Source organism: Acidobacteriota bacterium (genome assembly GCA_016208495.1).
Taxonomy (GTDB): Bacteria; Acidobacteriota; Blastocatellia; order Chloracidobacteriales; family Chloracidobacteriaceae; genus JACQXX01.
The window spans coordinates 1-23,791 of sequence record JACQXX010000073.1; the positions used below are offsets into that span (position 1 = coordinate 1).

Sequence of the window (23,791 nt, forward strand, 5' to 3'; positions counted from 1 at the left end):
ACGGTGGTCACGTTTGCCAGTGGCCCATTTTCGAGTGGTGGACCAATGCTGGTCATTGGGGATACTTTGAACAACCGGATTCAGGGACGGTTTGTCCCAACCGGACAGTGGAATCTGATTGGCGCGCCAAACGGTATCGGCAGCGGTGTCGGGCAGTTCCGGGCGCCGTCAAAGATTCAGTAGCCTTTACCAGGGAAGCCAGGTCTTTTTTCACCACAGAGGACGCAGAGGAGCACAGAGAAAACTCAACAAGCTTGATCCTCCGTGTTCCTTCGGTGTCCTGTGTGGTGAATTTTTATTTTTCCATCAACATATCTCATTTGTTGAATGTGTCGAAAAAGTTCAGTAGTATCTCCGACGTCTTCATCAAGACCATCCAAGCTTTATTCCACATTGCCTCCAGGCCAACAGAGAAAACGCAACCCGCAGTTTTTTCTGAAATATATTTCGGTTCTTACCCACTTCTCAGTGTTGACACCACAAAAGACACTGCATGCAAGGTGCTGCGCAAATCGGGAATGTGATTTTTGGCCTGGGAAAACGACGTGGCAATTGATAAACCGCTTGTTGAACACATTGAGTGGTTATCCGCCATTTTCGTGCTCCTCAATCTGATTTCCCCATTGATTTGCGTCCTCACCTTGATACCCGAAACTTCGTTTGTGCTCCTCCCTATTCGCACAAATGATTCAATGAGAGGAATCTATGCCGCAAATCAAAGCTCTGAACGGAACTTTCCGTACCCGCTGGGGCGTGAGTTTAATGTTGATTCTGGGACTGATGGTCCTGGCGATTTCACCTGTTTCCCACTCCGAAGTCAGAAATTCGGTTTCTGAAAAACGAGGCACATTTGCTGCAAGTGCTGCTTTTACACTTGATGCGGTATCAAAAGCCGCGCTACCACTGGCTGATTCAGTCGCCGGGCAGAGTTTTATTTCGCCGACTTCGGTCAGTGCCGATGGCCGATATGTGGTGTATGTCAGCGATGCGCTCAACGTTGTGGCTGGTCAGGTAGACACCAACGGCGGGCAGGATATTTTCCTTTTTGACCGGGTAGCCGGAACGACTCAGTTGGTTAGCCGGGCGGCTGGGACCACCACCACGACGGCTGATGCCCTTTCGGCAAACCCCTCAATCAGTGCCGATGGGCAATATATTGCCTTTGTGAGTGGCGCCACGAATTTGGTTGTTGGTCAATCCGACACCAACTTCAGTGGTGACGTTTTCGTCTTTGATCGGGTGTCAGAAACCACCCAGTTGGTGAGTCGCGTCGCTGGGACAACGACCACAACCGGGGATCGCGGGTCGGATACAGCCATGATCAGCGCTGATGGGAACTTCATTGCCTTCCGCAGTCTGTTTACCAATCTGGTAACCGGCCAAAGCGACGGCAATTTTGACTTCGACATTTTCCTCTTCAATCGGGTAGCAGGCACTACTCAACTGGTCAGTCGGACGGCGGGTTCAGCCACCTCGACTGGGAATTTTACTTCAGATACACCCGTGATCAGCGCCAATGGTCAATATGTGGCATTCATGAGTGTTTCAACCAATCTGGTGACGGGACAGAGCGACACCAATTTTGGTGGAGATGTTTTTGTCTTTGACCGGATAGCGGGGACTAATCAACTGGTCAGCCGAAACGCCAGTTCAGCCACCACAACCGGGGATGGCGGGTCGGATTTCCCCGTGATCAGTGGGGATGGGAATTTTATTGCCTTTCGGAGTACCGCCTCCAATCTGGTGACGGGGCAGACCGATACCAATTTTGGTTTTGATATTTTCGTCTTTGATCGGGCTGGTGGAACAAACCAGTTGGTCAGCCGGGCGGCTGGAACAACCACCACGACTGGGGATGCTGGCTCAGATACCCCGGTGGTCAGTTCAACCGGACAATTCATTGCCTATAAAAGTGACTCCACCAATCTGGTGACAGGACAAACGGATACCAATTTCGGCTCAGATGTTTTTGTGTTTGACCGGACGGGTGGAACAACCACCCTGGTCAGTCGGGTTGGAAGTTCGAGTACGGCAACCGGGGATGGGGCATCGGATACGCCTGGTATCAGTAGCGACGGGAATTTCATTTCGTTTCAAAGTACGGCCACCAATCTGGTGACCGGTGTCACGGATACCAATGCAACCAATGACGTGTTTGTGTTTAATCGAACTGGCGGCACCTCACAGTTGGCCAGTCGTGATTCGGGGTCAAGTACCACCACGGCCAACAACTTCTCATTGTCTCCGGTGATCAGTAGCGATGGGAACTTTATTGCGTTTTCGAGCAGTGCCACCAATCTGGTGGCCGGAAGTCCTGATTTATCGAATTTTGACATCTTTGAATTTAATCGGGGTGCGGGAACCTCGGTGCTGGTCTCATTCCACGCGGCAGGTTTGCCCAATGTCACCGCAACTGACGACAGCACCCTCGCCACAGTCAATTCAATCAGCGATGATGGGCGCTATGTGGTGTTTACCAGCACGGCCACCAATCTGGTACCTGGCCAGATAGATACCAATACCGCCGAAGATATTTTTGTCTATGATCGCGTGGCGGACACGACCCAGTTGGTCAGTCGGGCGGCTGGTACCACCACCACGGCGGCCAACTTCTTTTCGGCGTTACCAGTGATCAGTGCCAACGGAAATTACATTGCGTACCAGAGCCGGGCCACGAATCTGGTCACCGGGCAGACCGATACCAATAATGGAACTGATATTTTCCTCTTTGACCGGGTGGCGGGCACCACTCGATTGATCAGCGGGAATGGAAATTCAACCACCATGACCGGGAGTTCGCTTTCGTCAAATCCAGAAATCAGCGGCGACGGGAACTTCATTACCTATCTGAGTTTTTCCACCAACCTGGTGACCGGGCAAAGCGACAGCAATTTCAATTCGGACGTTTTTGTCTTTGATCGGGTCGGTGACACCAATCAATTGGTCAGCCGTCAGATTGGCATGACCACAACCACGTCGGATGGAGGTTCCGCGTTGCCAACGATCAGTGGCAATGGTCAATATATTGCGTTCCATAGTTCGTCCACCAATCTGGTGACCGGGCAGAACGATACCAACAACAATAACGACGTCTTTGTGTTTGATCGGGTTGGGGGCACGATGCAACTGGTCAGTGGCGCTGGTGGTTCGAGCACCACCACCGGAAATGCCCAATCAGAATTTCCGGTGATTAGCACTGACGGTGGGTTTATTACGTATCGAAGCCTCGGCACTGACATCATCACTGGTTTGACAGATACCAATTCGACTTTTGATATGTTTGTCTTTAACCGAACGGGCGGTACCACTCAGTTGGTCAGCCGCACTGGTAGTTCAGCGACGACAACGGCGAATGGGTTTTCATTTGGTCCACAGATTACGGCCAACGGCGGGTATATTGTCTTTCAAAGTACCGCGACCGATGTGGTCACAGGCCAAACGGATACCAACAGCAACACCGATATCTTTGTGTTTGATCGGGTGGGCGGTACAAACCAGCTTGTCAGTCGAACCGCCGGCTCAGCCACGACCACCGGGGATGGCGTTTCAGATTCTCCGGTCATCAGTGACAGCGGGCAATTGATTGCCTTTCGAAGTGAAGCCACGAATCTGGTGGCTGGCCAAACAGATACCAACGCGATGGGTGATGTTTTTGTCTTTGATCGAATGACACCTGAAATGATGTTGCTCAGCGGAGCCGGCGGATCCACGACTACCACCGGAAATGGGGCTTCATCCGCGCCGGCGATGAATACCAACGGGGTCTATATTGGATTCAATAGCCTCGCCAGTAATTTGATCGCCAATGATTTTAATGCCAACGGCGATGTGTTTCTGGCTGCGTTCCCCCAACCCATCACGGCGACAATCAGCGGCGGCGGCGCGATTTGTAGCGGTGCAAATGCGACGGTTACAGCCACAATTACAGGTGGAACGCCGCCCTACACGGTGACGCTGACCAATGGCGGTGGTACCGAGACGGGTCCAAGTCCATTGATGTTTACGGTCTCCCCAGGTGCCGACACGACCTATGAGTTGCAATCAGGAATGGATGCGAATGGAATGCCAATTGCGGGGAGCGGAAGTGCCCAGGTGACTGTAACCCCGGTGGCCACAGTCAACGCCGGCCCTGATCAAACCGTCTGCACCACTGACCTGCCAGTGACCCTGGCGGGAATGATTGGTGGAAGTGCCACCACGGGAACGTGGAGCGGCGGCGCCGGCACCTTCTCGCCAAATGCCACCACGTTAAATGCCACCTACACACCGACCGCTGGTGAAATTGCGGCTGGAACCGTGACCTTAACCCTGACCACGAGCGGTTCAGGGGGAGCCTGTTCGGTTGCAACCGACACGGTGACAATCACTATTTCAGTGTGTGCCACGATCAGTGGCGGCGGCACGATTTGTAGCGGCGAGAATGCGACGGTTACAGCCACAATTACAGGTGGAACCCCACCGTACACGGTGACGCTGACCAATGGCGGTGGTACCGAGACGGGTCCAAGTCCGTTGATGTTTACGGTCTCTCCAGGCGTGGACACGACCTATGCCCTGCAATCGGGAATGGACGCAAATGGAAGGCCGATCACGGGGAGCGGAAGCGCCCAGGTAACGGTTACCCCGGTGGCCACGGTCAACGCGGGTCCTGACCAAAGCGTCTGCACCACTGACCTGCCGGTGACCCTGGCGGGAATGATCGGTGGGAGTGCCACCACGGGAACCTGGAGTGGCGGCGGCGGTACTTTCTCGCCAAATGCCACCACGTTAAATGCCACCTACACGCCGACGGCGGGTGAGATTTCAGCCGGGTCGGTGACTCTGACGCTGACCACAAGCGGTTCAGGGGGATCATGTTCGGTGGCAAGCGACACGGTGACGATCACCATTTCAGCGTGTGCCACGATCAGTGGCGGGGGAACGCTCTGCGACGGCGGCGGTGGCCGAAATCCAGTGGTCATGGTCACCATTACCGGGGGAACACCGCCCTACACGGTGACTTTGACCAATGGCGGGGGAACCCAAACCGGCGCCAGTCCCTTGCTGTTTAATGTATCTCCGGCAAGCACCACGACCTATATGTTTCAGTCGGGGATGGATTCGACCGGAATGCCAATCACCGCTGAGGGAAGTGCGGTGGTGACGGTTTTGACGGCGGGAACCTCCGATGCCGGGCCGGATCAATCGGTGTGTGAAAGCAGTGGGAGCGTGACGCTGGCGGGTGTCATCGGCGGCGGCGCGACCACCGGTACCTGGAGCGGAGGCGCCGGCACGTTTTCACCCAACGCCACGACGCTCAACGCGACCTACACGCCGACAGCAGGAGAACTTGCGGCAGGAACCGTGACCTTGACGCTGACCACGAGTGGTGGGGGCGGGGATTGTTCGGTTGCCAGCGACACGGTGACGATTACCTTCCTGGACTGTGATCCAGCCAGTGTGTTGATGGTGGCGGACACAACCAATAACCGGGTGCAACGCTTTGACGGTACTGCCTGGAGCGTCATTGGCGTTGGAACGGTTGGTTCCGGCAATGGTCAGTTCCGACTTCCGGAAGCGGTCGCTTTTGATACCGCCGGTCGAATCTATGTGGCCGACACCGGCAACAACCGAATTCAATGGTCAACGGATGCGGGAGTGAGTTGGGCGGATTTTGCCACATCGGGTTCGGCAACGAATCAGGTGCAGGGGCCGCAAGGATTGACGCTCGACAGCACCGGGAATTTGTATGTTTCGGATACTGGAAATCGTCGGGTGCTGCGGTTCGATACCGGGGTGCCGGGCACTGGGGTGGTGATTGCCAGTACTGGCACCACGGGCGGCCAGGTGATGAGCCCACGCGGGTTAGTCATTGATGATACCTTCCGGTTGTTTGTGGCCGATGAAGGGAACAGTAAAATCATGCGCATTCCCAATGCCAACACCGTGACGACGCCGGCCAGCGGATCAATTGTTGCCGGCTCGGGAACGGGGTTGAATAAAGTGCAAAATCCACAGGGCGTAGCAATTGGCCCAACCGGAACCCTCTATGTTGCCGACACGGGCAATTCGCGAATCCTGGCGTGGCTCAATGCCAACCCGGCCACCGGCGTTGCGCTGGCCACAACTGGTACCCTGCTGGGGAAAGTCAACAACGCGGAAGGTATTGTGGTCAAAAGCTTTACCGTTGGACCATTTGCCGGAACCACGGTGCTGGTCGTGAGCGACACCGGAAATAACCGAATTCAGGGGAAAGAATTGCCGACCGGAGGTTGGTCGTTGATTGGTTCTCCCAACAACATCGGAAGTGGCGTCGGCCAGTTCCGGAGCCCATCGAAAGTGCAGTAAAGCCAGGTTAGGGCTGAAAATTCTCGAGCTGAAGACGACGGGCTTGGAGTTGAATTGCCCGAGTTCTTCAGCCCGAAGTTTTCATCCCAAGCATGCGGTACGGATAAAACCCTATCCAGGCATTCCAGCCCTACTTGCTCAAGCAGGTGGGGCTTTTTTATTTCAAAAACACCTTTGGTTTATATGTATAAGTCATTAAATGATTTAAGAAAATGGATTTAACTGATTGCAAGTGGAAAATCCATCTAACTCTCAGTTGTGAATAAATCGAAGATAAAAAGCAAGAATTAATTTTTTCTGAAATATTTTTCAACGCTCAACCACTTCTCAGTAATGGTACCAGAAAAAAGTGAATGGAAGTTGCCGCTCAAATCAGAAATGTGGATTTTGAGCCTGAGGAAATCAACCGATTAAGTACCTTGTCATAAGTTTCCTGAAATATTGGATTTGGTAAGTGTTTGATTTTTTTCGTGTATTTCGTGTGTTTCGTGGTTAAAAATGTCTGGAAATTTTCGGTAAGGTACTTAAAAGAGAAAGTTACAAACAAAATTGGTGAGCACCCACCACTTTTCTCCCCTCAGTTTGTCTGCACCTCTGATGTGTACTCAACTTTCGAATGTCCACAACCTCGTTGGTGCGATTCCATATGTTTGGTACCAACAATTTTAGTATGAGGAATCTATGCCGCAATTAAAAACATTCAACAACACTTTCCGCACAGGTTGGAGTGTGAGTTTCATCATTGTCCTGGAATTGTTGATTCTGGCCCTTGTGCCGGTTTCCCAATCAAAAACTAGAAATTTGGAGAAAGGGCGAAGTGCGGTGGCCCCAAATGCCACCGTGACTGTCGAAGGTATATCGCTGGCTGTCCCACCTTTTCCCGATTCAGCTACTGGAAATAGTTTTATTGGGCTGAATGCCTTTAGCTCAGATGGGCGGTATGTGGCCTATACCAGCGGCGCCGGCAATCTGGTGACTGGGCAGATTGATACGAACAACGACAGTGATGTCTTTGTCTTTGATCGCCAGACGGGAACCAGCGAAATCGTGAGTCGGGCCGCCGGGACGACCACAACCACCGGAAACGTGGGTTCAGCTTCACCAGTGATCAGCGCCGATGGGAGATTCGTTGCCTATGAAAGCACCGCCACCAATCTGGTGGCGGGACAGGTTGATTCGAGTGGCAAGGATATTTTTGTTTTTGATCGTCAGACCGGCACCACTGAGCTGGTAAATCGGGCGGCTGGGACGAGCACCACGACCGGGAATAATAGTGCCGATACACCAGCGATCAGCGCTGATGGGCGATACATTGCCTTTCGAAGCGGTGCGACCAATCTGGTGATAGGCCAAACCGATACCAACAACGCCAACGATGTCTTTATCTTTGATCGCCAGACAGGAATAACCCAGTTGGTCAGCCGGGCTGCCGCAGTGAGCACGACGACTGCCAATGGGGTTTCAGAAGCTCCAGCCATCAACGGCGATGGACAATTCGTTGTGTTTCGAAGCCAGGCAACCAATCTGGTGACGGGCCAAACTGATACCAATTCCGCTTTTGATAGTTTTGTCTTTGACCGTCAGACCGGAACTGTTGCCCTGGTCAGTCGGGCGGTTGGAACGACCACAACGACTGGGAATCAATTTTCACAATCAGCAGTGATCAGTGCCGATGGGAGATACATTGTGCATCGAAGCCGGGCGACCAATCTGGTGGCTGGGCAGGTTGATATTGCGTCCACGGACGACCTTTTTGTTTTTGACCGCCAGGCAGGCACCACTGAACTGGTCACTCGGGCGGCTGGGACGAGCACCACGACTGGAAATGCCTCTTCGACTTTACCAGTGGTTAGCTCCGACGGGAGATACATTGCCTATCAAAGCCTGGCGACCAATCTCGTCACGAGTTTGACGGATTCGAATTCCAACTTTGACATCTTTATTTTTGACCGCCAGACAGGCACCACCGAGCTGGTTAGTCGCGTGGCTGGGACGAGTACCGTGACTGCTAACACCAGTTCAGAAAACGCCGTGGTCAGTGCTGATGGGCGATATATTGCCTTTCGAAGTGGTGCGACCAATCTGGTAACAGGTCAAACTGATTCCAATAGTGGCAATGATGTCTTCGTCTTTGATCGCCAAACAGGCACCACCCAGTTGGTCAGCCGGGCCGCTGGAATAAGCACGACGACCGCAAATGGAGTTTCAGATTCCCTTGCGATTAGTGCTAATGGGCAATACATTGGGATTGGAAGCCTGGCTACGGATCTGGTATCAGGGATTTTTGATCTTGGAAATCCAGATGTCTTTTTGTTTGATCGAACAGCCGGGACAAACAGCCTCATCACCCTCCACTTTCCAGGGGGAATACCTCAAACCGGATCAAATACCAGTGGGCTTACCAACTTGAATTTAATCAGTGGTGATGGGAGATATGTCACGTTTCGAAGCAGTGCCGTCAATTTAGTGACAGGCCAGATCGATACCAACACCATGAATGATATCTTCGTTTTTGATCGGCAAACGGGCACCGCTGAAATTGTCAGTCGGGCTGCCGGACTGAGTACCACGACGGCAAACAATCTCTCAGATCTCGCGATGATGAGTGCCGATGGGAGATACATTGCGATTCGAAGCCGGGCGACAAATCTGGTGACGGGCCAAACTGACGCCAACAACAATAATGATATCTTTGTCTTTGATCGCTTGACTGGAACGAACGAACTCGTCAGCCGGGCGGCTGGAACAACCACCACGACTGCGAACAACAGCTCAGATACACCGGTGATCAGTGCTGATGGGCGATACATTGTCTTTCGAAGCGGTGCGACCAATCTGGTGACAGGCCAAACCGATACCAACAACGCCAACGATGTCTTTATCTTTGATCGTCAGACCGGAACGACGGAACTGGTCAGTCGAGCGGCTGGAACAACGACGACGACTGGGAGCGCTCTTTCAGAATCCCCTGTCATCAGTGCTGATGGGCAATACATTGCTTTTCGGAGTTCAGCCATCAATCTGGTGACTGGCCAAACCGATACCAACAACAACCCTGATGTATTTGTCTTTGATCGCCAGGCCGGAACGACAGAGTTAGTCAGCCGGGCGGCTGGAACGACCACCACGACCGGGAGTGCAATCGCCGAATCACCCGTGATCAGTGCCGATGGGCGGTACATTGCGTTTCGGAGTGGTGCCAACAATCTAGTACCGGGCCAAACTGATACCAACTCCGCTTTTGATATCTTTGTTTTTGATCGCCAGACAGGAACAACGGAACTGGTCAGTCGGGCTGCCGGGACCACCACTACAACTGGGGTCTTTTTTTCTGATTCACCAACGATCAATGCTGATGGACGGTACATTGCGTTTCGAAGTCTGGCGAATAATCTGGTGATAGGCCAAATTGATACCAACGACGCCATTGATGTTTTTGTCTTTGACCGCCAGACCGGAACCACCGAACTGGTCAGTCGGGCTGTTGGGACGAGTATCACAACTGGGAATGGCCTTTCAGAAGTGCCGATGATCAGTGCTGATGGACAGGTGATTGCGTTTCAAAGTAGTGCCACGAATCTGGTAGCGGGCCAAACTGATACCAAGGCTCTAAGTGATGTTTTTGTATTGAATCGAACCAATCAAGAAATTATCCTGGTGAGTGGGGCCGCTGGATCACCGACGATCACTGGAAATGCGGCTTCTGCCTTCCCGGTGATGACCCCCAATGGTCAATATATCGGTTTCAACAGCAATGCGACTGACTTGATTCCAGGCGATTTGAACGCTGCCCAGGATGTTTTTCTGGCTGAGATTGGGCAACCAATCGCGGCGACAATCAGTGGTGGAGGTGTCATTTGCGGCAGCAGCGGACGAAATCCTGTGGTCATGGTTACCATCACCGGGGGAACGCCGCCATACACAGTGGCTTTGACCAATGGCGGGGGAACCCAAACCGGAGCCAGTCCCTTGCTGTTTAATGTATCTCCGGCAAGCACTACGACCTATATGTTCCAGTCGGGGATGGATTCCATCGGAATGCCAATCATGGCTGAGGGAAGCGCGGTGGTGACGGTTTTGACGGAGGGAACCGCTGATGCCGGGCCGGATCAAACGGTGTGTGATAGCAATCCGAACGTGACGCTGGCGGGTGTCATCGGCGGCAGTGCCACCACGGGCACCTGGAGCGGAGGGGCTGGCACGTTTTCACCCAACGCGACGACGGTCAATGCGACCTACACGCCGACAGCAGGAGAACTTGCGGCAGGAACAGTGACCTTGACGCTGACCACGAGCGGTTCGGACGGGGACTGTTCGGTTGACAGCGACACGGTGACGATCAATTTCGTGAGTTGTGATCCAGCCAGTGTGTTGATGGTGGCGGACACAACCAATAACCGGGTACAACGCTTTGACGGCGAGACGTGGAGTGTCATCGGCGTGGGAACCGTGGGTTCGGGCAATGGCCAGTTCCGGCTGCCGGAAGCGGTCTCTTTTGATACTGCCGGTCGAATCTACGTGGCGGATACCGGCAACAACCGGATTCAATGGTCAACGGATGCTGGGGTCACCTGGGCGGATTTTGCCACATCGGGTTCGGCGACGAATCAGGTGCAAGGGCCGCAAGGGGTGACGCTTGACAGCACTGGGAATTTGTATGTGTCGGATACTGGAAATCGTCGGGTGCTGCGGTTCAATGGTGGAGTGCCGGGTACTGGGGTGGTGATTGCCAGTACCGGGACGACTGGCGGTCAAGTGATGAGCCCACGCGGGTTAGTCATTGATGATACCTTCCGGTTGTTTGTCGCCGATGAAGGGAACAGTAAAATCATGCGCATTCCCAATGCCAACACCGTGACGACACCGGCCAGTGGATCAATTGTGGCCGGCTCGGGAACGGGGTTGAATAAAGTGCAAAATCCACAGGGCGTGGCAATTGGCCCAGCCGGAACCCTCTATGTTGCCGACACGGGTAATTCGCGGATTCTGGCCTGGCTCAATGCCAACCCGAACAATAGCACGGCGCTGGCCACGACTGGTACCCTGCTGGGGAAAGTCAACAACGCCGAGGGCATTGTGGTCAAAACCTTTACCGCTGGACCATCTGCCGGAACCACGTTGCTGGTCGTGAGCGACACTGGAAATAACCGAATCCAGGGGAAAGAGTTGCCGACGGGTGGTTGGTCGCTGGTCGGTGCTCCGAATAATGTCGGAAGTGGTGTCGGGCAGTTCCGGGGGCCGAGCAAAATCCAGTAGCCGGGGTTCGGGTTCTTTAAGGGATGAGGGATGAAGGATGAGGGATGAAAAAAATCACCCTGTCACCCTGTCATCTTGTCATCTTGTTCGGGTTTCGGGTTTCGGGTTTTCGAAAACCTGGTGTGTCATTGGCGTTCGGTTGGTCCTTTGTTTTGGGAAATACAAAAAGGGCAGAAGGGACGCAAAGGACAAAAAAGGTTTGAAAATCCGGAACCCGGAACCCGGAACCCGAAATTCTTCAGCTCTAAATTCCTAAATTCCACCTCCTTTATTGACTCTGAGTTGGCCTTTTGTATCATGCGGCAGCCTCAATGTTGTGATTCCTTGCCTTAACCATTGTATTCCCAATACATTGCAGCTTTTCTCTATTTCGACTCTGTGATGTCTTTCCTGCAGGGTTGCATCCATTCAACTGCTTTCAGGATTTGTGAGGTTTTATGTCCGCAGAACCCAAAACGTTTCGTCTGGTCACTCGGAGTGATTTTGACGGCCTGGTCACCGCCGTCCTTTTAAAAAAATTGAATTTGATTGACGATATTTTGTTTGTGCATCCCAAGGATGTTCAGGATGGCGTGGTCGAGATTACCAGCCGCGACATCACGACCAACTTGCCTTACAACGAGCAATGCCATCTGGCGATTGACCACCACTTGAGCGAGTCTGTTCGTGTAGATTCGGCTCGCCCCAACTTTGTCAACAACCCGACGGCGCCTTCAGCCGCCAGAGTCGTGTTTACCCATTTTGGCGGTGAAGCCACGTTCGGAGACCAGTTCGACGAGATGCTGGCTGCCGTTGATCAGGCGGATTCAGCCCAGTATTCGGCTGAGGAGATCTTCTCGCCGACGAGATGGACCTTGTTGAACTTCCTGACCGACCCGCGCACCGGGTTGGGCCGGTTTCGGGAATTTCGCATCTCAAATTATCAATTGATGATGGCATTGGTGGACCATCTGGCGACCAAATCAATTGATGAAATCCTGGAATTGCCCGACGTGAAGGAACGCAGCGAAATCTATTTTGCCCACAACGATCGGTTCCAGGCCCAACTCAAAAACTGCACCATGGTCAATGGCAAAGTCGCCCTTCTCGACCTCCGCAACGAAGAGGTCATTCACCCTGGCAACCGGTTTGCACTCTATGTTTTGTTTCCAGATTGCCACACCTCAATTCACGTGTTATGGGGCAAGCAGAAACAAAACGTCATTCTGGCGGTCGGGAAGTCAATTACCAATCGGACCTCAAACGCCGACATTGGGACCTTGCTCCTGAAGTATGGCGGCGGTGGGCATGCCAATGCCGGCACCTGTCAGGTTGGCGTTGATCAGGTTGACACAACCTTGGAAGAAATTCTTTCTCATCTGAATGAGTGAAGGCGCGAAAGAGCAAACAACCGCTAAAGGTTCAGTGTTCGGAGCATCGTCTTTAGACGAAAGGGTTTGTCTTGCGTTTCACCTGGCACTTCTCACGCCTGAAGGCGTTACTCTGAACTCTTTTTCTGAAGATGATTTTATACCATTTTGTAATGGAATGCTCGCGTTAGAAAATAGTCAAGTAATTCAATCAAATAAACTTAGTGAACTACTGACTACTGACTACTGACTACTGACTACAAACTGGTATTATCTTCTGGTTCGCAACCATATGAAAACAGTCAGACTTGTATTTATGGTGAGTGCCATTTTCTGGCTCTTCGGGGCCGAATTGTATCTGCTGCCAGTCGTTCGAACCGATGGTATCCTACGAACTAGCCTGAATTGCCAAACCCAGAGCCCGGAATCCCAATCCCAAATCTTGAAACCTGGGGAAAAACAAACCCATTTGATCACACTCAAGGTAGGTGACCTGGTCAATGCCGTAGTCGAACAGCAGGGAATTGATATTGTGGTTCGGTTGGTATCGCCAGATGGGACAGTGGTAACGGAAGTGGACAATTCAAGCCCCACGGAAGGACCAGAAACGTTGACCTGGGTAATGGAAACCGGTGGCACCTTCCAGCTTGAAATCGAATCGGTCGAAAAAGACGCCGCTCCGGGAACATATGTCCTCAAGTTGGATCCACCTCGCCCCGCTACGGAAACTGAACGTGCCCGCGTTGAAATTGAAAAAATCAGCTACCAGGTTCAGGAGTTGTTTCACCAGCGGAAATATGATCAGGCAATTACACTGGCTCAACAGGTGCTTGAACTGGCTGAAAAAGCACTTGGCCCGGATCATTCAGATGTGGGTGACTGTTTAAATAATCTGGCGGCGCTATATTGGGGGCGGGGAAACTACGACAAAGCCGAACCGCTATTTATCCGGGCGCTGGCCATTACAGAACAGAACTTTGGTCCAGAGCATCCTGATACGGTGGTGGGCGTGAACAATCTGGCGCAGCTCTATCGGGCCAAAGGTGATTTTGCCAAAGCCGCACCTTTGTACCAGCGGAGTTTGGTGATTCGGGAAAAGTTGTTCGGTACCGCCTCACTCGAAGTTTCTGAAAGTCTGAACAGTCTTGGTATGCTCAATCAAGGGTTGAGCAATTATTCCGAAGCTGAGACGCTCCTGACTCGTGCCCTGGCAATCCGTGAGAAAAAATTAGGGGCTGACCATCCCGATGTTGGTAAAGTGGTATCCAATCTGGCATCACTTTATTTTGAAATCGGGAAATATACCAGAGCTGAACCTCTTTTTCTGCAGGCTATTGCGATTGATGAGAAAGCATTTGGTCCTAACCATCCGAATGCTGCTGGCAGTCTGAATGATCTGGCCGGATTTTATCAGGCGAGAGCTGAATATACAAAGGCGGAACCACTTTTTCAGCGGTCGCTGGCCATCTGGGAAAAAGCAGTGGGGCCAAACCACCCGGAAGTTGCCCTCAGCCTGAACAACCTGGCCGATTTGTACTGGACCAAAGGTGACTTTGCGCGGGCGGAACCGCTCTTTGTGCGGTCGCTGGCGATCCGAGAGAAAACAGTTGGCCCCAACCATCCGGATGTGGCAGTGAGTCTTAACAATCTGGCCAGTGTGTATATGTCACAAAAGGACTATGCGAAAGCCGGGCCATTGTTTCAGCGGTCACTGGCGATTCGCGAAAAAGTGTTCGGTCCAGAACATCCATCGGTTGCCAGAGCTCTCGACAATTTGGCAGGGCTGTACCGAAGACAGGGCGACCGGGAAAAGATGGAACCGCTGATGCTCCGGGCACTGGCGATTCGAGAGAAAACACTTGATGCGGATCATCCCGAACTGGCCTATTCTTTGAACCGGCTGGGCTGGTTGTATAAGGGGAAAGGTGATTACCAGCGAGCCGAGTCGCTTTTTCTGCGTGATCTGGCCATAAGTGAGAAAGCATTTGGGCCAGATCATCCAGAAGTTGCTAAAACGCTCAATAGTCTGGCGGAGTTGTCCCAGGGCAAAGGTGAAATCGCAAAGGCGATTGCCTATCGGGTGCGTGGGAACGATACAACGGAACGCGATCTGGTTAGAAACCTGGTGGCCGGCTCTGAAAACCAGAAAATGTTGTATTTGAAAACCACTGATTACCGAACCGACGAGACGATTACACTGCATGTCCAGTCGGCGCCGCAGAATCAAGCCGCACTCCAGGCTGCGCTGACGGTTATCTTGCGCCGGAAAGGTCGGTCACTTGATGCTGCAAGCCAGAGTATTGAACTGATAAGACAGCGGGCCAGCGCCGAAGACAAAAAATTACTGGACGAACTGACCGAAGCCAAATCAGAACTCTCACGCTTGACCTTGCGTGGACCTGGAAAAGAAGGAATTCCTCGACATCAGGAATTTCTGAAGGAACTCGAAGTCAGAGCAGATCAACTTGAAGGTCAGGTCAATGCACGCAGTGCCGAATATCGGTCACATTCCCAACCGATCACGCTGGAAGCGGTTCAGAAAGCTATTCCGGCAAATGCGGCATTGATTGAGTTTGCCTTATACAAGCCGTATGACCTCGAAACTCAAACGTACGGCAACTGGCGATATGTAGCCTATGTTATTCCGGGTTCCGGGCATGGAAAACAGGGTTCCGGGTTCCGGGTTCCGGGTTCCGGGCCAACCCCGAGTCGAAATCGTGACCAAAAGTCTAACCGACGAGTGATCAATCCACGGAAAAAAGGCAAAATCCCGGAACCCGGAACCCGGAACCCGGAACCCGGAACCCTGGATTTTGAACCCGGAACCCGGAACCCGGAACCCTGTTCCTGGGTTGACCTTGGTGAAGCCGAACCGATTGACCAGGTCGTGAGCGAATTTCGCAAGGTTCTAAGCGACCGGCGCACAGACATTGCCAAAGACGTGACTCCTATCGCGCAGGTGCTTGACGCCCTGGTGATGAAGCCGGTTCGGAAGTTGATTGGACTCAAGCGACATCTTCTGATTTCCCCGGATGGCGCATTAAATCTGGTGCCGTTTTCAGCCCTGATGGATGAACAGGGAAAATATCTGGTGGAAAATTACACTTTGACTTACCTGACCAGCGGGCGTGATTTGCTGCGACTGGGCGTCAACTTTATCTCAGAGGAACCAGTGCTGGTGATTGCCAATCCGGATTATGCCCAGGGAAGTGGGCCGGTTTTGGCTGGACAGGCGATGAAACCATTGCTGCCGCTTCCCGGCACGGAGCGCGAAGGCAAGGAAATTCAGAAATTGCTGCCGGGGTCAAGACTGGTGGTTCAGGGGGAGGCGACAAAAGAAATCGTCAAGCAGGTTCACCGTCCGGAAATGCTCCATATCGCCACCCACGGTTACTTTCTGGAAGACGCTCCGGAGGAATTCCCGACTGAAGATGACCGGCGTCTGCAATCAACTGACCCAATCAACCTTGGAAAGCTGCACGTTGACAATCCGCTTCTTCGATCCTGGCTGTTTTTTGCCAGTGCCAATCAGGGAAACGAGAAAAGCAACGGGGTTCTGACGGCGCTCGAAGCCTCGCAACTCGATTTGTGGGGCACCCGGCTGGTGGTGCTTTCAGCCTGTGACACGGGGTTGGGCGAAGTTAAAAACGGCGACGGGGTTTTTGGCCTCCGCCGGGCACTGGTTCTGGCCGGAAGTGAAGCCCAGATGATGAGTCTCTGGGCGGTGTCGGATACTGGAACCCGTGAATTGATGACCGAATACTATCGCCGCCTCAAAGCTGGGGAAGGTCGTTCGGAGGCACTTCGCAACACCCAGCTTAAATTGCTCAAAGATCCAAAGCGCCAGCATCCATTTTACTGGGCGAGTTTTATTCAATCAGGCGAATGGAGGCCATTGGAGCGGAAGCAAGCGAAATAGCGAGTCACGAAGGAGTGAAGTCGTCAATCCAGGACAATCTCAGAGAAAAATTGCCCAAACCGGCCCTGGATTTGCTATGGTTGAATGGTGTAACCCCGCACCACTCTTCAACATAGGTATTGCAGTCTGACAGATATCTCTCGGATTATTCAGAGCACGAACAAGCTGAAAAATAAGTGGTTATACCAATTTGCAATGGAATCCTCGTATGAGAAAACAGTCAAGTAATTCAATCAAATAAACTGAGTGAACTACGGACTACGGACTACGGACTACTGACTACAAACTGGTATTAGACTGCTCATAATCCATATATTCACAATTGGATTCAGATAGGAGTTTCAATGCGGGCAATTGTAAGGCACGCCGCGCTGACTGCGGTATTGATTTTCGGGCCGGGTGGAGTGGATTTTGGAGCTCAACCGCTCAGGCCATCACTTCCTCCATTTCAAAAACACAATTCCGATGTACCAGTCTTGGTTCCAGGCAAGGTCATTGACCAGGAACTCAAAGGCGGAGAGGTCAATCGTTTCCAAATTCGTTTAAAAGCCCGGCAGTTCCTTGATTTGAGCGTTGAGCAGCAGGGGATTGATGTCGTGGTCCGGTTGCTTGGTCCAGGTGGAAAACAACTCATCGAGGTTGATAGTCCAAATGGTCCTGACGGTCCGGAACCAGTCGTGCTGATTGTGAACCAATCGGGAACCTACACTCTTGAGATCGAAGCCCCCGACCCGGCTGCTTCGACGGGCAAGTATCAGGTCAAATGTGAACCTTTGCACCGGGCAACGCCGCAAGATCAAAAAAGAGCCCGTCAGATTCAAGCCGGGAACGAATTTAACCGGCTTTTAAATGAGGGAACGGCGCTTCGTCAGGCTGGAAAATATCAGAACGCACAGGCAGTTTTGCAACAAGCGGTAACCCTGGCTGAGCAAATATTTGGACCGGAGCACATGGATACCGCCGCGGCCTACAACAATCTGGCGGATGTGTTTGCTTCGACGGATGACTTTTCCAAAGCGGAATCTCTCTACAAACGGGCACTGGCGATTTGTGAAAAGATAGCTGGGCCAGAGCATCTTGATACGGCGATCACACTTAACAATCTGGGCCAGCTCTATAAGAGCAAAGGCGATTTTGAGACCGCGCTCAGGTACTATCAGCGATCTTCCTCAATTATTGAGAAAGCACTTGGGCCTGAGCATCCACAAACCGGCGCTATGCTCAATAATTTGGGAATGCTGTACCGGGCGATGGGCAAGACTAATCAGGCTGAACAATTGCTCCAGCGGACGCTTGAAATTTGGGAAAAAACACTTGGCCCGGAACATCCGCAAACCATCACCTGCCTCAACAATCTGGCTGGGCTTTGTCTGGTAATGGGCAACTATGACCGTTCGCTCAAACTGTACCAGCAGGTGGTTGTCCTGCGTGAGAAAGTGTTAGGACCCAATCACCCGGAAACGGCGGTGAGTCTCAATGAACTGGCTACGTTGCTGCGAATTATGGGCAAGTACGAACAGGCAGAACCACTCTTTCGACGGTCACTCGCCAGCCTTGAGAAAAGCCTGGGTCCAGAACACTCGTTGATTGCCAAAGCTCTCAATGATGGTGCGACGTTGTACAGCGCGAAAGGCGACTTCGCTCAGGCTGAGGCGCTCTATCAGCGGGCACTGACGATGAATGAGCATCTTTTGGGTAAAGATCATCCATCCGTGGCCTCGACCTTGAACAATCTGGCACTGCTATACCGGACAAAAGGTGAGTATGTGAAAGCTGAATCACTTTTTGAGCGGTCATTGAAGATTGATGAAAAGGCGTTAGGCCCTGATCATCCAGGGGTTTCAGCGACACTGAGTAATCTGGCCGGTCTGTACAAAGACATGGGCGAATTTAAAAAAGCCGAGGTGCTCTATCAACGCTCACTCACCATCAGTGAGAAAACACAGGGGAGCACTCATCCGGAAACAGCAGCCAGTATCAATAATTTAGCGGAGCTATACCGTGAACTGGGTGACTATCCAAACGCTGAGACGTTGTTTCAGCGGTCGCTGACGATTTTTGAAACAGCATTGGGGGAGGATCACCCGGAAACCGCCAATATCTATACCAATCTGGCCGGAATCCATATGGCGCAAGGGGATTTTGCCCAGGCAGAACCCCTGTATCAGCGGGCCCTTGCGATTCTTGAAAAAAAGCTTGGCCCATTCCATCCAGAGGTTGCCCGCACGCTCAATAACCTGGCAACGGTCTATCGGTACAAAGGGGACTTTCAGCAGGCTGAAGTCCTGCACCGACGCTCACTGGCCATCATTGAGCAAGCCTTTGGTCCTGACCATCCATCAGTCGCCTCGGCGTTAAACAATCTGGCGATGGTATTGCTTTTAAAACACGAGTATCCGGAAGCCGAACCCCTGCTTCGGCGTGGCCAGGCGATCCGCGAAAAAAACTTTGGGAAGGACCATCCCGATGTGGCTGCCAGTTTGGGAACCCTGGCCAACCTGATGGTCCTCAAAGGTGATTTAACTCAGGCTGAATTCCTCAATGAGCAGGCGCTGGCCATTCGTGAAAAGACCTTTGGAACCGATCATCCGGATATTGCACTCACGTTGTTGAATCTTGGAAATGTGTATCGGGTCAAGGGAAACTTTGCCAGAGCCGAGGCCCACCTCACCCGTGCGCTGGCAATCGTCAAAACCACCTTGGGGCCAGATCACCCACAACGGGCAAACTGTCTCAGCAAACTGGCGTTGATGTCTTTAGGCCGTAATCAGGTAGGGGAGGCCATTCGCTATCAGGCGCAATGCGGTGAAATTCGCGAACGGGACCTGCTCAGGAACCTGGTCACCGGTTCTGAAAGCCAAAAGATATCGTACTTGAAACTCACCCAAAATGAGGTAGATACCGCCCTCTCACTCAACCAGCAGTTTGCCCCAAAGAGTTCCGAAGCAGCACAATCGGCACTGACGATGCTGCTTCGCCGCAAAGGACGGGCGCTCGATGCCGCAACCAATGCGATAGAGATTGTTCGTCAGCGTGCCACCCCCGAAGACCGGAAAATTCTGGATGAGTTGTTTCGGCTGCGATCACAAATTTCGGTTTTAACACTCCGGGGGCCAGGCAAAGACTCAAGTCAACGGTATCTGGCAACCTTAAAAGCGCTCAATGAACAGGCTGAACAGCTTGAAGCCCAGATCAGCGCCCGCAGTGTTGAGTTTAAAGTCCAAACCACACCGATTACTTTAGAGTCCATTCAGAAGTTGATTCCAGCCGATGCCGCACTGGTCGAATTTGCTCTCTACCACCCCTATGACCCAAAGACGGACACGTTTAACCCGCCGCATTATGCTGTCTATGTGCTGAAAAACCAGGGTTCAGGGACAGGAAACCAGGGTTCAGGGTTCAGGGTTCAGGGTTCAGGGCCAGAAACCCAGGGTTCAGGGTTCAGGGTTCAAGGTTCAGGGCTTGATTCAACAAAAAATCAGTACTCTCAAATTCAGCATCTTCAACCTGTGGCCAATCACAAGGACCAAGATCAACGGAATAAAACTGAAAACCCGGAACCCGGAACCCGGAACCCGGAACCCGGCTTTTCAAACCCGGAACCTGGAACCCTGCTCTGGGCCGATCTGGGGGAAGCCAGTGAAATCGAACCGGTCATCAAGGCTTTTCGACAGGAACTTCAGTCAGTTACCGCCGACCCTGGGCGGCGGCTGGTTTTAGGTTCTGGACAATCATCAAAAAAGCCCAGACTCAAAGAACTGGGACGAAAGCTGGAGAAGCTTATTTTTCAGCCGGTTCGCCATCTGTTGGGGGCAAAAACTCGGGTTCTGTTGTCGCCGGATGGCAGCCTCAATTTAATCCCGTTTGATGCCCTTGTTGATGAGCAGGGAAAATATCTGGTCGAGCGCTATGAATTTTCATATTTGACCAGTGGCCGGGATTTGCTGAGACTTCAATCACACATTCCCAGCGAACAACCTCCGTTAATTATTGCCAATCCAGACTATGCAAAAGGAAAAGGGCCGGCATTATTTGGACTCCAATTTGAGCCCCTTACCCGTCTGGAAGGAACTGAACGAGAGGCTCAACAACTCAAGGCAACGTTTCCTCAATCCGTGGTTTACCTTGATCGCCAGGCCACCAAATCAGTCTTGACCCTGACGCACCGCCCGTTGTTTTTACACATCAGTACCCATGGTGCCTTCCTGGAAGATCAGGCGACAGGACCAGATCTGGTCAACGATCAAATACGGCTTCTGGAGCGGACTGATGAGTCACGCGGGTTGGTACTGCAATCCTTCAGTCAGACCAATCCATTGCTCAGGTCGTGTCTCTTTTTTGCTGGGGCAAACCAGCCAACCACAAAGACCAATAACGGGGTATTAACCGCGCTCGAAGTGGCTGGGCTTGATTTGTGGGGGACCCGGCTGGTGGTACTTTCGGCCTGTGACAGTGGATTGGGAGACATCAAAACCAGAGATGGCGTATACGGTTTGCGTCGGGCGCTGGTCCTGGCCGGTGCCGAAAGTCAGTTGGTCAGCCTGTGGCCAGTTTCGGATGCTGGTACTCAGGAATTAATGAGCCGGTATTATCAGCTTTTGAAAACCGGAGTTGGGCGTTCTGCCGCACTTCGGCAGGTCCGGTTGGAACTACTGAAAAACCCGGTGCGACGACATCCCTACTACTGGGCCAGCTTTATCCTTTCGGGTGACTGGAAACCGCTTTAGGTATGAAGAATGAAGAAACCATTTAGTGGTTAGTGGTTAGTGGTTAGTGGTTAGAAATCAATACTTTCAAAGTAGAACCAGGAGAGAGTTATGGAAAACAAAATCAAACAACTGGCGGAATGTTCCGTCCCGGAAATCAGTGATGTGGGCGGGAATCAGGTGCAGATTACAACCGATTTGCGTCCGGTCTGGACCGGCGCCAAAGTGTGCGGCCCCGTGTTTACCATCGGCGGGAAAGGTGGCGACAATCTGGCGATGCATCAGGCGCTCTATCACTGCCCACCAGGTTCAGTGATTGTCGGTTCGGTTGACGGAAACACGGCGTTTGGTCACTGGGGCGGCCTGATGGCTGTGGCGGCTAAGGCCAAAGGGATCGCCGGGCTGGTCCTTGATGGGGCGGTGCGGGATGTAGATGAATTTGAAACGCTGGGATTTCCAGTCATTGCCCTTGGAATTAATCCCCGCAAATCAAATAAGGATTTTCGGGGGAAAGTCAATGAATCAATTCAGCTAGCTGGTATTGAAGTTAATCCTGGGGATGTCATTCTGGCTGATATTCACGGAGTTGCAGTTTTTGCTTCTGAAATTCTGGATGGATTGCTCCAAACAGTTGCCACACTGAAAGAACGTGAAGCCGGCATCATCAAACGGCTTGAAGCCGGAGAACGCTTTGCCGACATTTTAGGACTCTCACTGTGAGAACTTAGGGTTCCGGGTTCCGGGTTCCGGGTTCCGGGTTCCGGGTTCCGGGTTTTCGACTGGTTTCATTCAGAAATCTCCTTGTACCATTTTGAAATCATTCAATCGTATTTCACTAAACCCTGAACCCCGAACCCTGAACCCTGAACCCTGAACCCCGAACCCTGAACCCTGAACCCTGAACCCCGAACCCCGAACCCCGAACCCTGAACCCCGAACCCTGAACCCCGAACCCCGAACCCGAAAAGGAGCCCCTGCTACTGTGTCTTCAAAAAAACGTCTGGTTATTTTAGGGACTGGCTTTGCCGCCGTGAGTCTGGTCAAAAAGATCAATCTTCGAGCCTATGATGTAACGATAGTCAGTCCCCGCAATCATTTTCTGTTTACTCCGCTGCTTCCAAGCACCACGGTTGGAACAATTGAATTTCGCAGCATTATCGAACCAATTCGCAAAGTCCGCCGTGGCGTCAAATTTCTTCAAGGGGCCTGTACCCGCGTTGACGACAAAAACCGCATCATTCATTGCAAAAGCGTAGACGATCAGGTCGAGTTTAGTGTCGAGTATGACCAGCTTGTCATTTCAGTCGGTGCTGAAAATAACACCTTCAATATTCCTGGTGTCCGCGAACATGCATTGTTTTTAAAAGAGTTAACTGATGCCCGCAACATCCGCGAACGCATCGTCAGTTGCCTTGAACGGGCCAGCGTTCCCGGCATTAGCAAAAAAGAGCGCGACAAATACCTGCATTTTGTTGTGGTTGGTGGCGGACCAACCGGCATCGAATTTGCCGCTGAACTCCACGACTTGCTCGATGATGATCTCAAGAAAAGCTACCCCGAACTGGTCAATCAGGTCAGAATCACACTGTTTGAAGCCGGCAAATCGGTCTTGAACTCATTTGACGTCACCCTTGGCGATTACACCAAGAAACACTTTAACCGGCAGGGAATCGAACTCCGGCTTGAAACCCCGGTGGCACAGGTCGGGACCGATTTTCTTAAGCTCAAAACCGGTGAGGTGATTCCAACCGGGTTGATTGTCTGGTCCACCGGCTATGGACCAACACCGTTTATCAAGTCGCTGCCGTTTGAAAAAGACCGTTCCGGGCGGATTCTCACCAATGAATTCTTGCAGATTACGGCTGAACCGACGATTTATGCCATGGGTGATTGCGCGACGATTACCGGCATTCAGCTTCCGCAAACCGCTCAACTTGCGATGCAACAGGGCAAATATCTGGCGGAAGCTCTCAATAAAGTTGCCCGTGACAAACAGCCGAAACCGTTTAAATTTGTGAATTTGGGGATGCTGGCTTATATTGGGGAAAGCCAGGCTCTGGCTGAAATCCCAATGGCTGGGGTGCGTGGCAGTGGAATGACGACGTTTCTGTTTTGGCGCTCAGCCTATTTGACAAGACTCGTCAGCCTGAAAAACAAAGTCCTGGTCTTGTTTGACTGGTTCAAAACCTTCATTTTTGGCCGGGATTTGAGCAAATTCTGAGGTTGAGTAAGGA

Annotated in this window: 8 protein-coding genes; all 8 read left to right on the plus strand. The window is 52.2% G+C overall.

The window, feature by feature from the left end; translation table 11 throughout:
- Window positions 1–183, plus strand: a 183-nt coding sequence (locus tag HY774_14345) for a hypothetical protein (GenBank protein ID MBI4749664.1), incomplete at its 5' end; no start/stop codon positions are given.
- Window positions 184–705: 522 nt separating this feature from the next.
- Window positions 706–6,327, plus strand: coding sequence for a PD40 domain-containing protein (locus tag HY774_14350; GenBank protein MBI4749665.1), 5,622 nt, complete (start codon window positions 706–708; stop codon window positions 6,325–6,327).
- Between the two features lie 681 nt (window positions 6,328–7,008).
- Entirely contained in the window at window positions 7,009–11,583 is a 4,575-nt protein-coding gene (locus HY774_14355; protein MBI4749666.1) for a PD40 domain-containing protein, read from the plus strand.
- Window positions 11,584–12,020: 437 nt separating this feature from the next.
- Entirely contained in the window at window positions 12,021–12,953 is a 933-nt protein-coding gene (locus tag HY774_14360) for an exopolyphosphatase (GenBank protein MBI4749667.1), read from the plus strand.
- Between the two features lie 271 nt (window positions 12,954–13,224).
- Window positions 13,225–16,851: a tetratricopeptide repeat protein gene (locus HY774_14365; GenBank protein ID MBI4749668.1), complete on the plus strand. Its 3,627-nt coding sequence runs from the start codon at window positions 13,225–13,227 to the stop codon at window positions 16,849–16,851.
- A gap of 344 nt (window positions 16,852–17,195) precedes the next feature.
- Window positions 17,196–21,578: a tetratricopeptide repeat protein gene (locus HY774_14370; protein MBI4749669.1), complete on the plus strand. Its 4,383-nt coding sequence runs from the start codon at window positions 17,196–17,198 to the stop codon at window positions 21,576–21,578.
- Between the two features lie 90 nt (window positions 21,579–21,668).
- The gene (locus HY774_14375) at window positions 21,669–22,277 is read left to right on the plus strand and encodes an RraA family protein (protein ID MBI4749670.1); all 609 of its coding nucleotides are present in this window, start codon (window positions 21,669–21,671) and stop codon (window positions 22,275–22,277) included.
- Window positions 22,278–22,539: 262 nt separating this feature from the next.
- Window positions 22,540–23,778 carry an FAD-dependent oxidoreductase gene (locus HY774_14380; protein ID MBI4749671.1) on the plus strand — a complete coding sequence of 413 codons (1,239 nt, stop codon included), beginning with the start codon at window positions 22,540–22,542 and terminating at the stop codon, window positions 23,776–23,778.
- The last annotated feature ends 13 nt before the right edge of the window (window positions 23,779–23,791 follow it).

Bases quoted from the DNA above. Each gene is read 5' to 3' on its own strand.
- HY774_14350 (MBI4749665.1), top strand. From the start codon at position 706: ATGCCGCAAATCAAAGCTCTGAACGGAACTTTCCGTACCCGCTGGGGC.
- HY774_14355 (MBI4749666.1), top strand. From the start codon at position 7,009: ATGCCGCAATTAAAAACATTCAACAACACTTTCCGCACAGGTTGGAGT.
- HY774_14360 (MBI4749667.1), top strand. From the start codon at position 12,021: ATGTCCGCAGAACCCAAAACGTTTCGTCTGGTCACTCGGAGTGATTTT.
- HY774_14365 (MBI4749668.1), top strand. From the start codon at position 13,225: ATGAAAACAGTCAGACTTGTATTTATGGTGAGTGCCATTTTCTGGCTC.
- HY774_14370 (MBI4749669.1), top strand. From the start codon at position 17,196: ATGCGGGCAATTGTAAGGCACGCCGCGCTGACTGCGGTATTGATTTTC.
- HY774_14375 (MBI4749670.1), top strand. From the start codon at position 21,669: ATGGAAAACAAAATCAAACAACTGGCGGAATGTTCCGTCCCGGAAATC.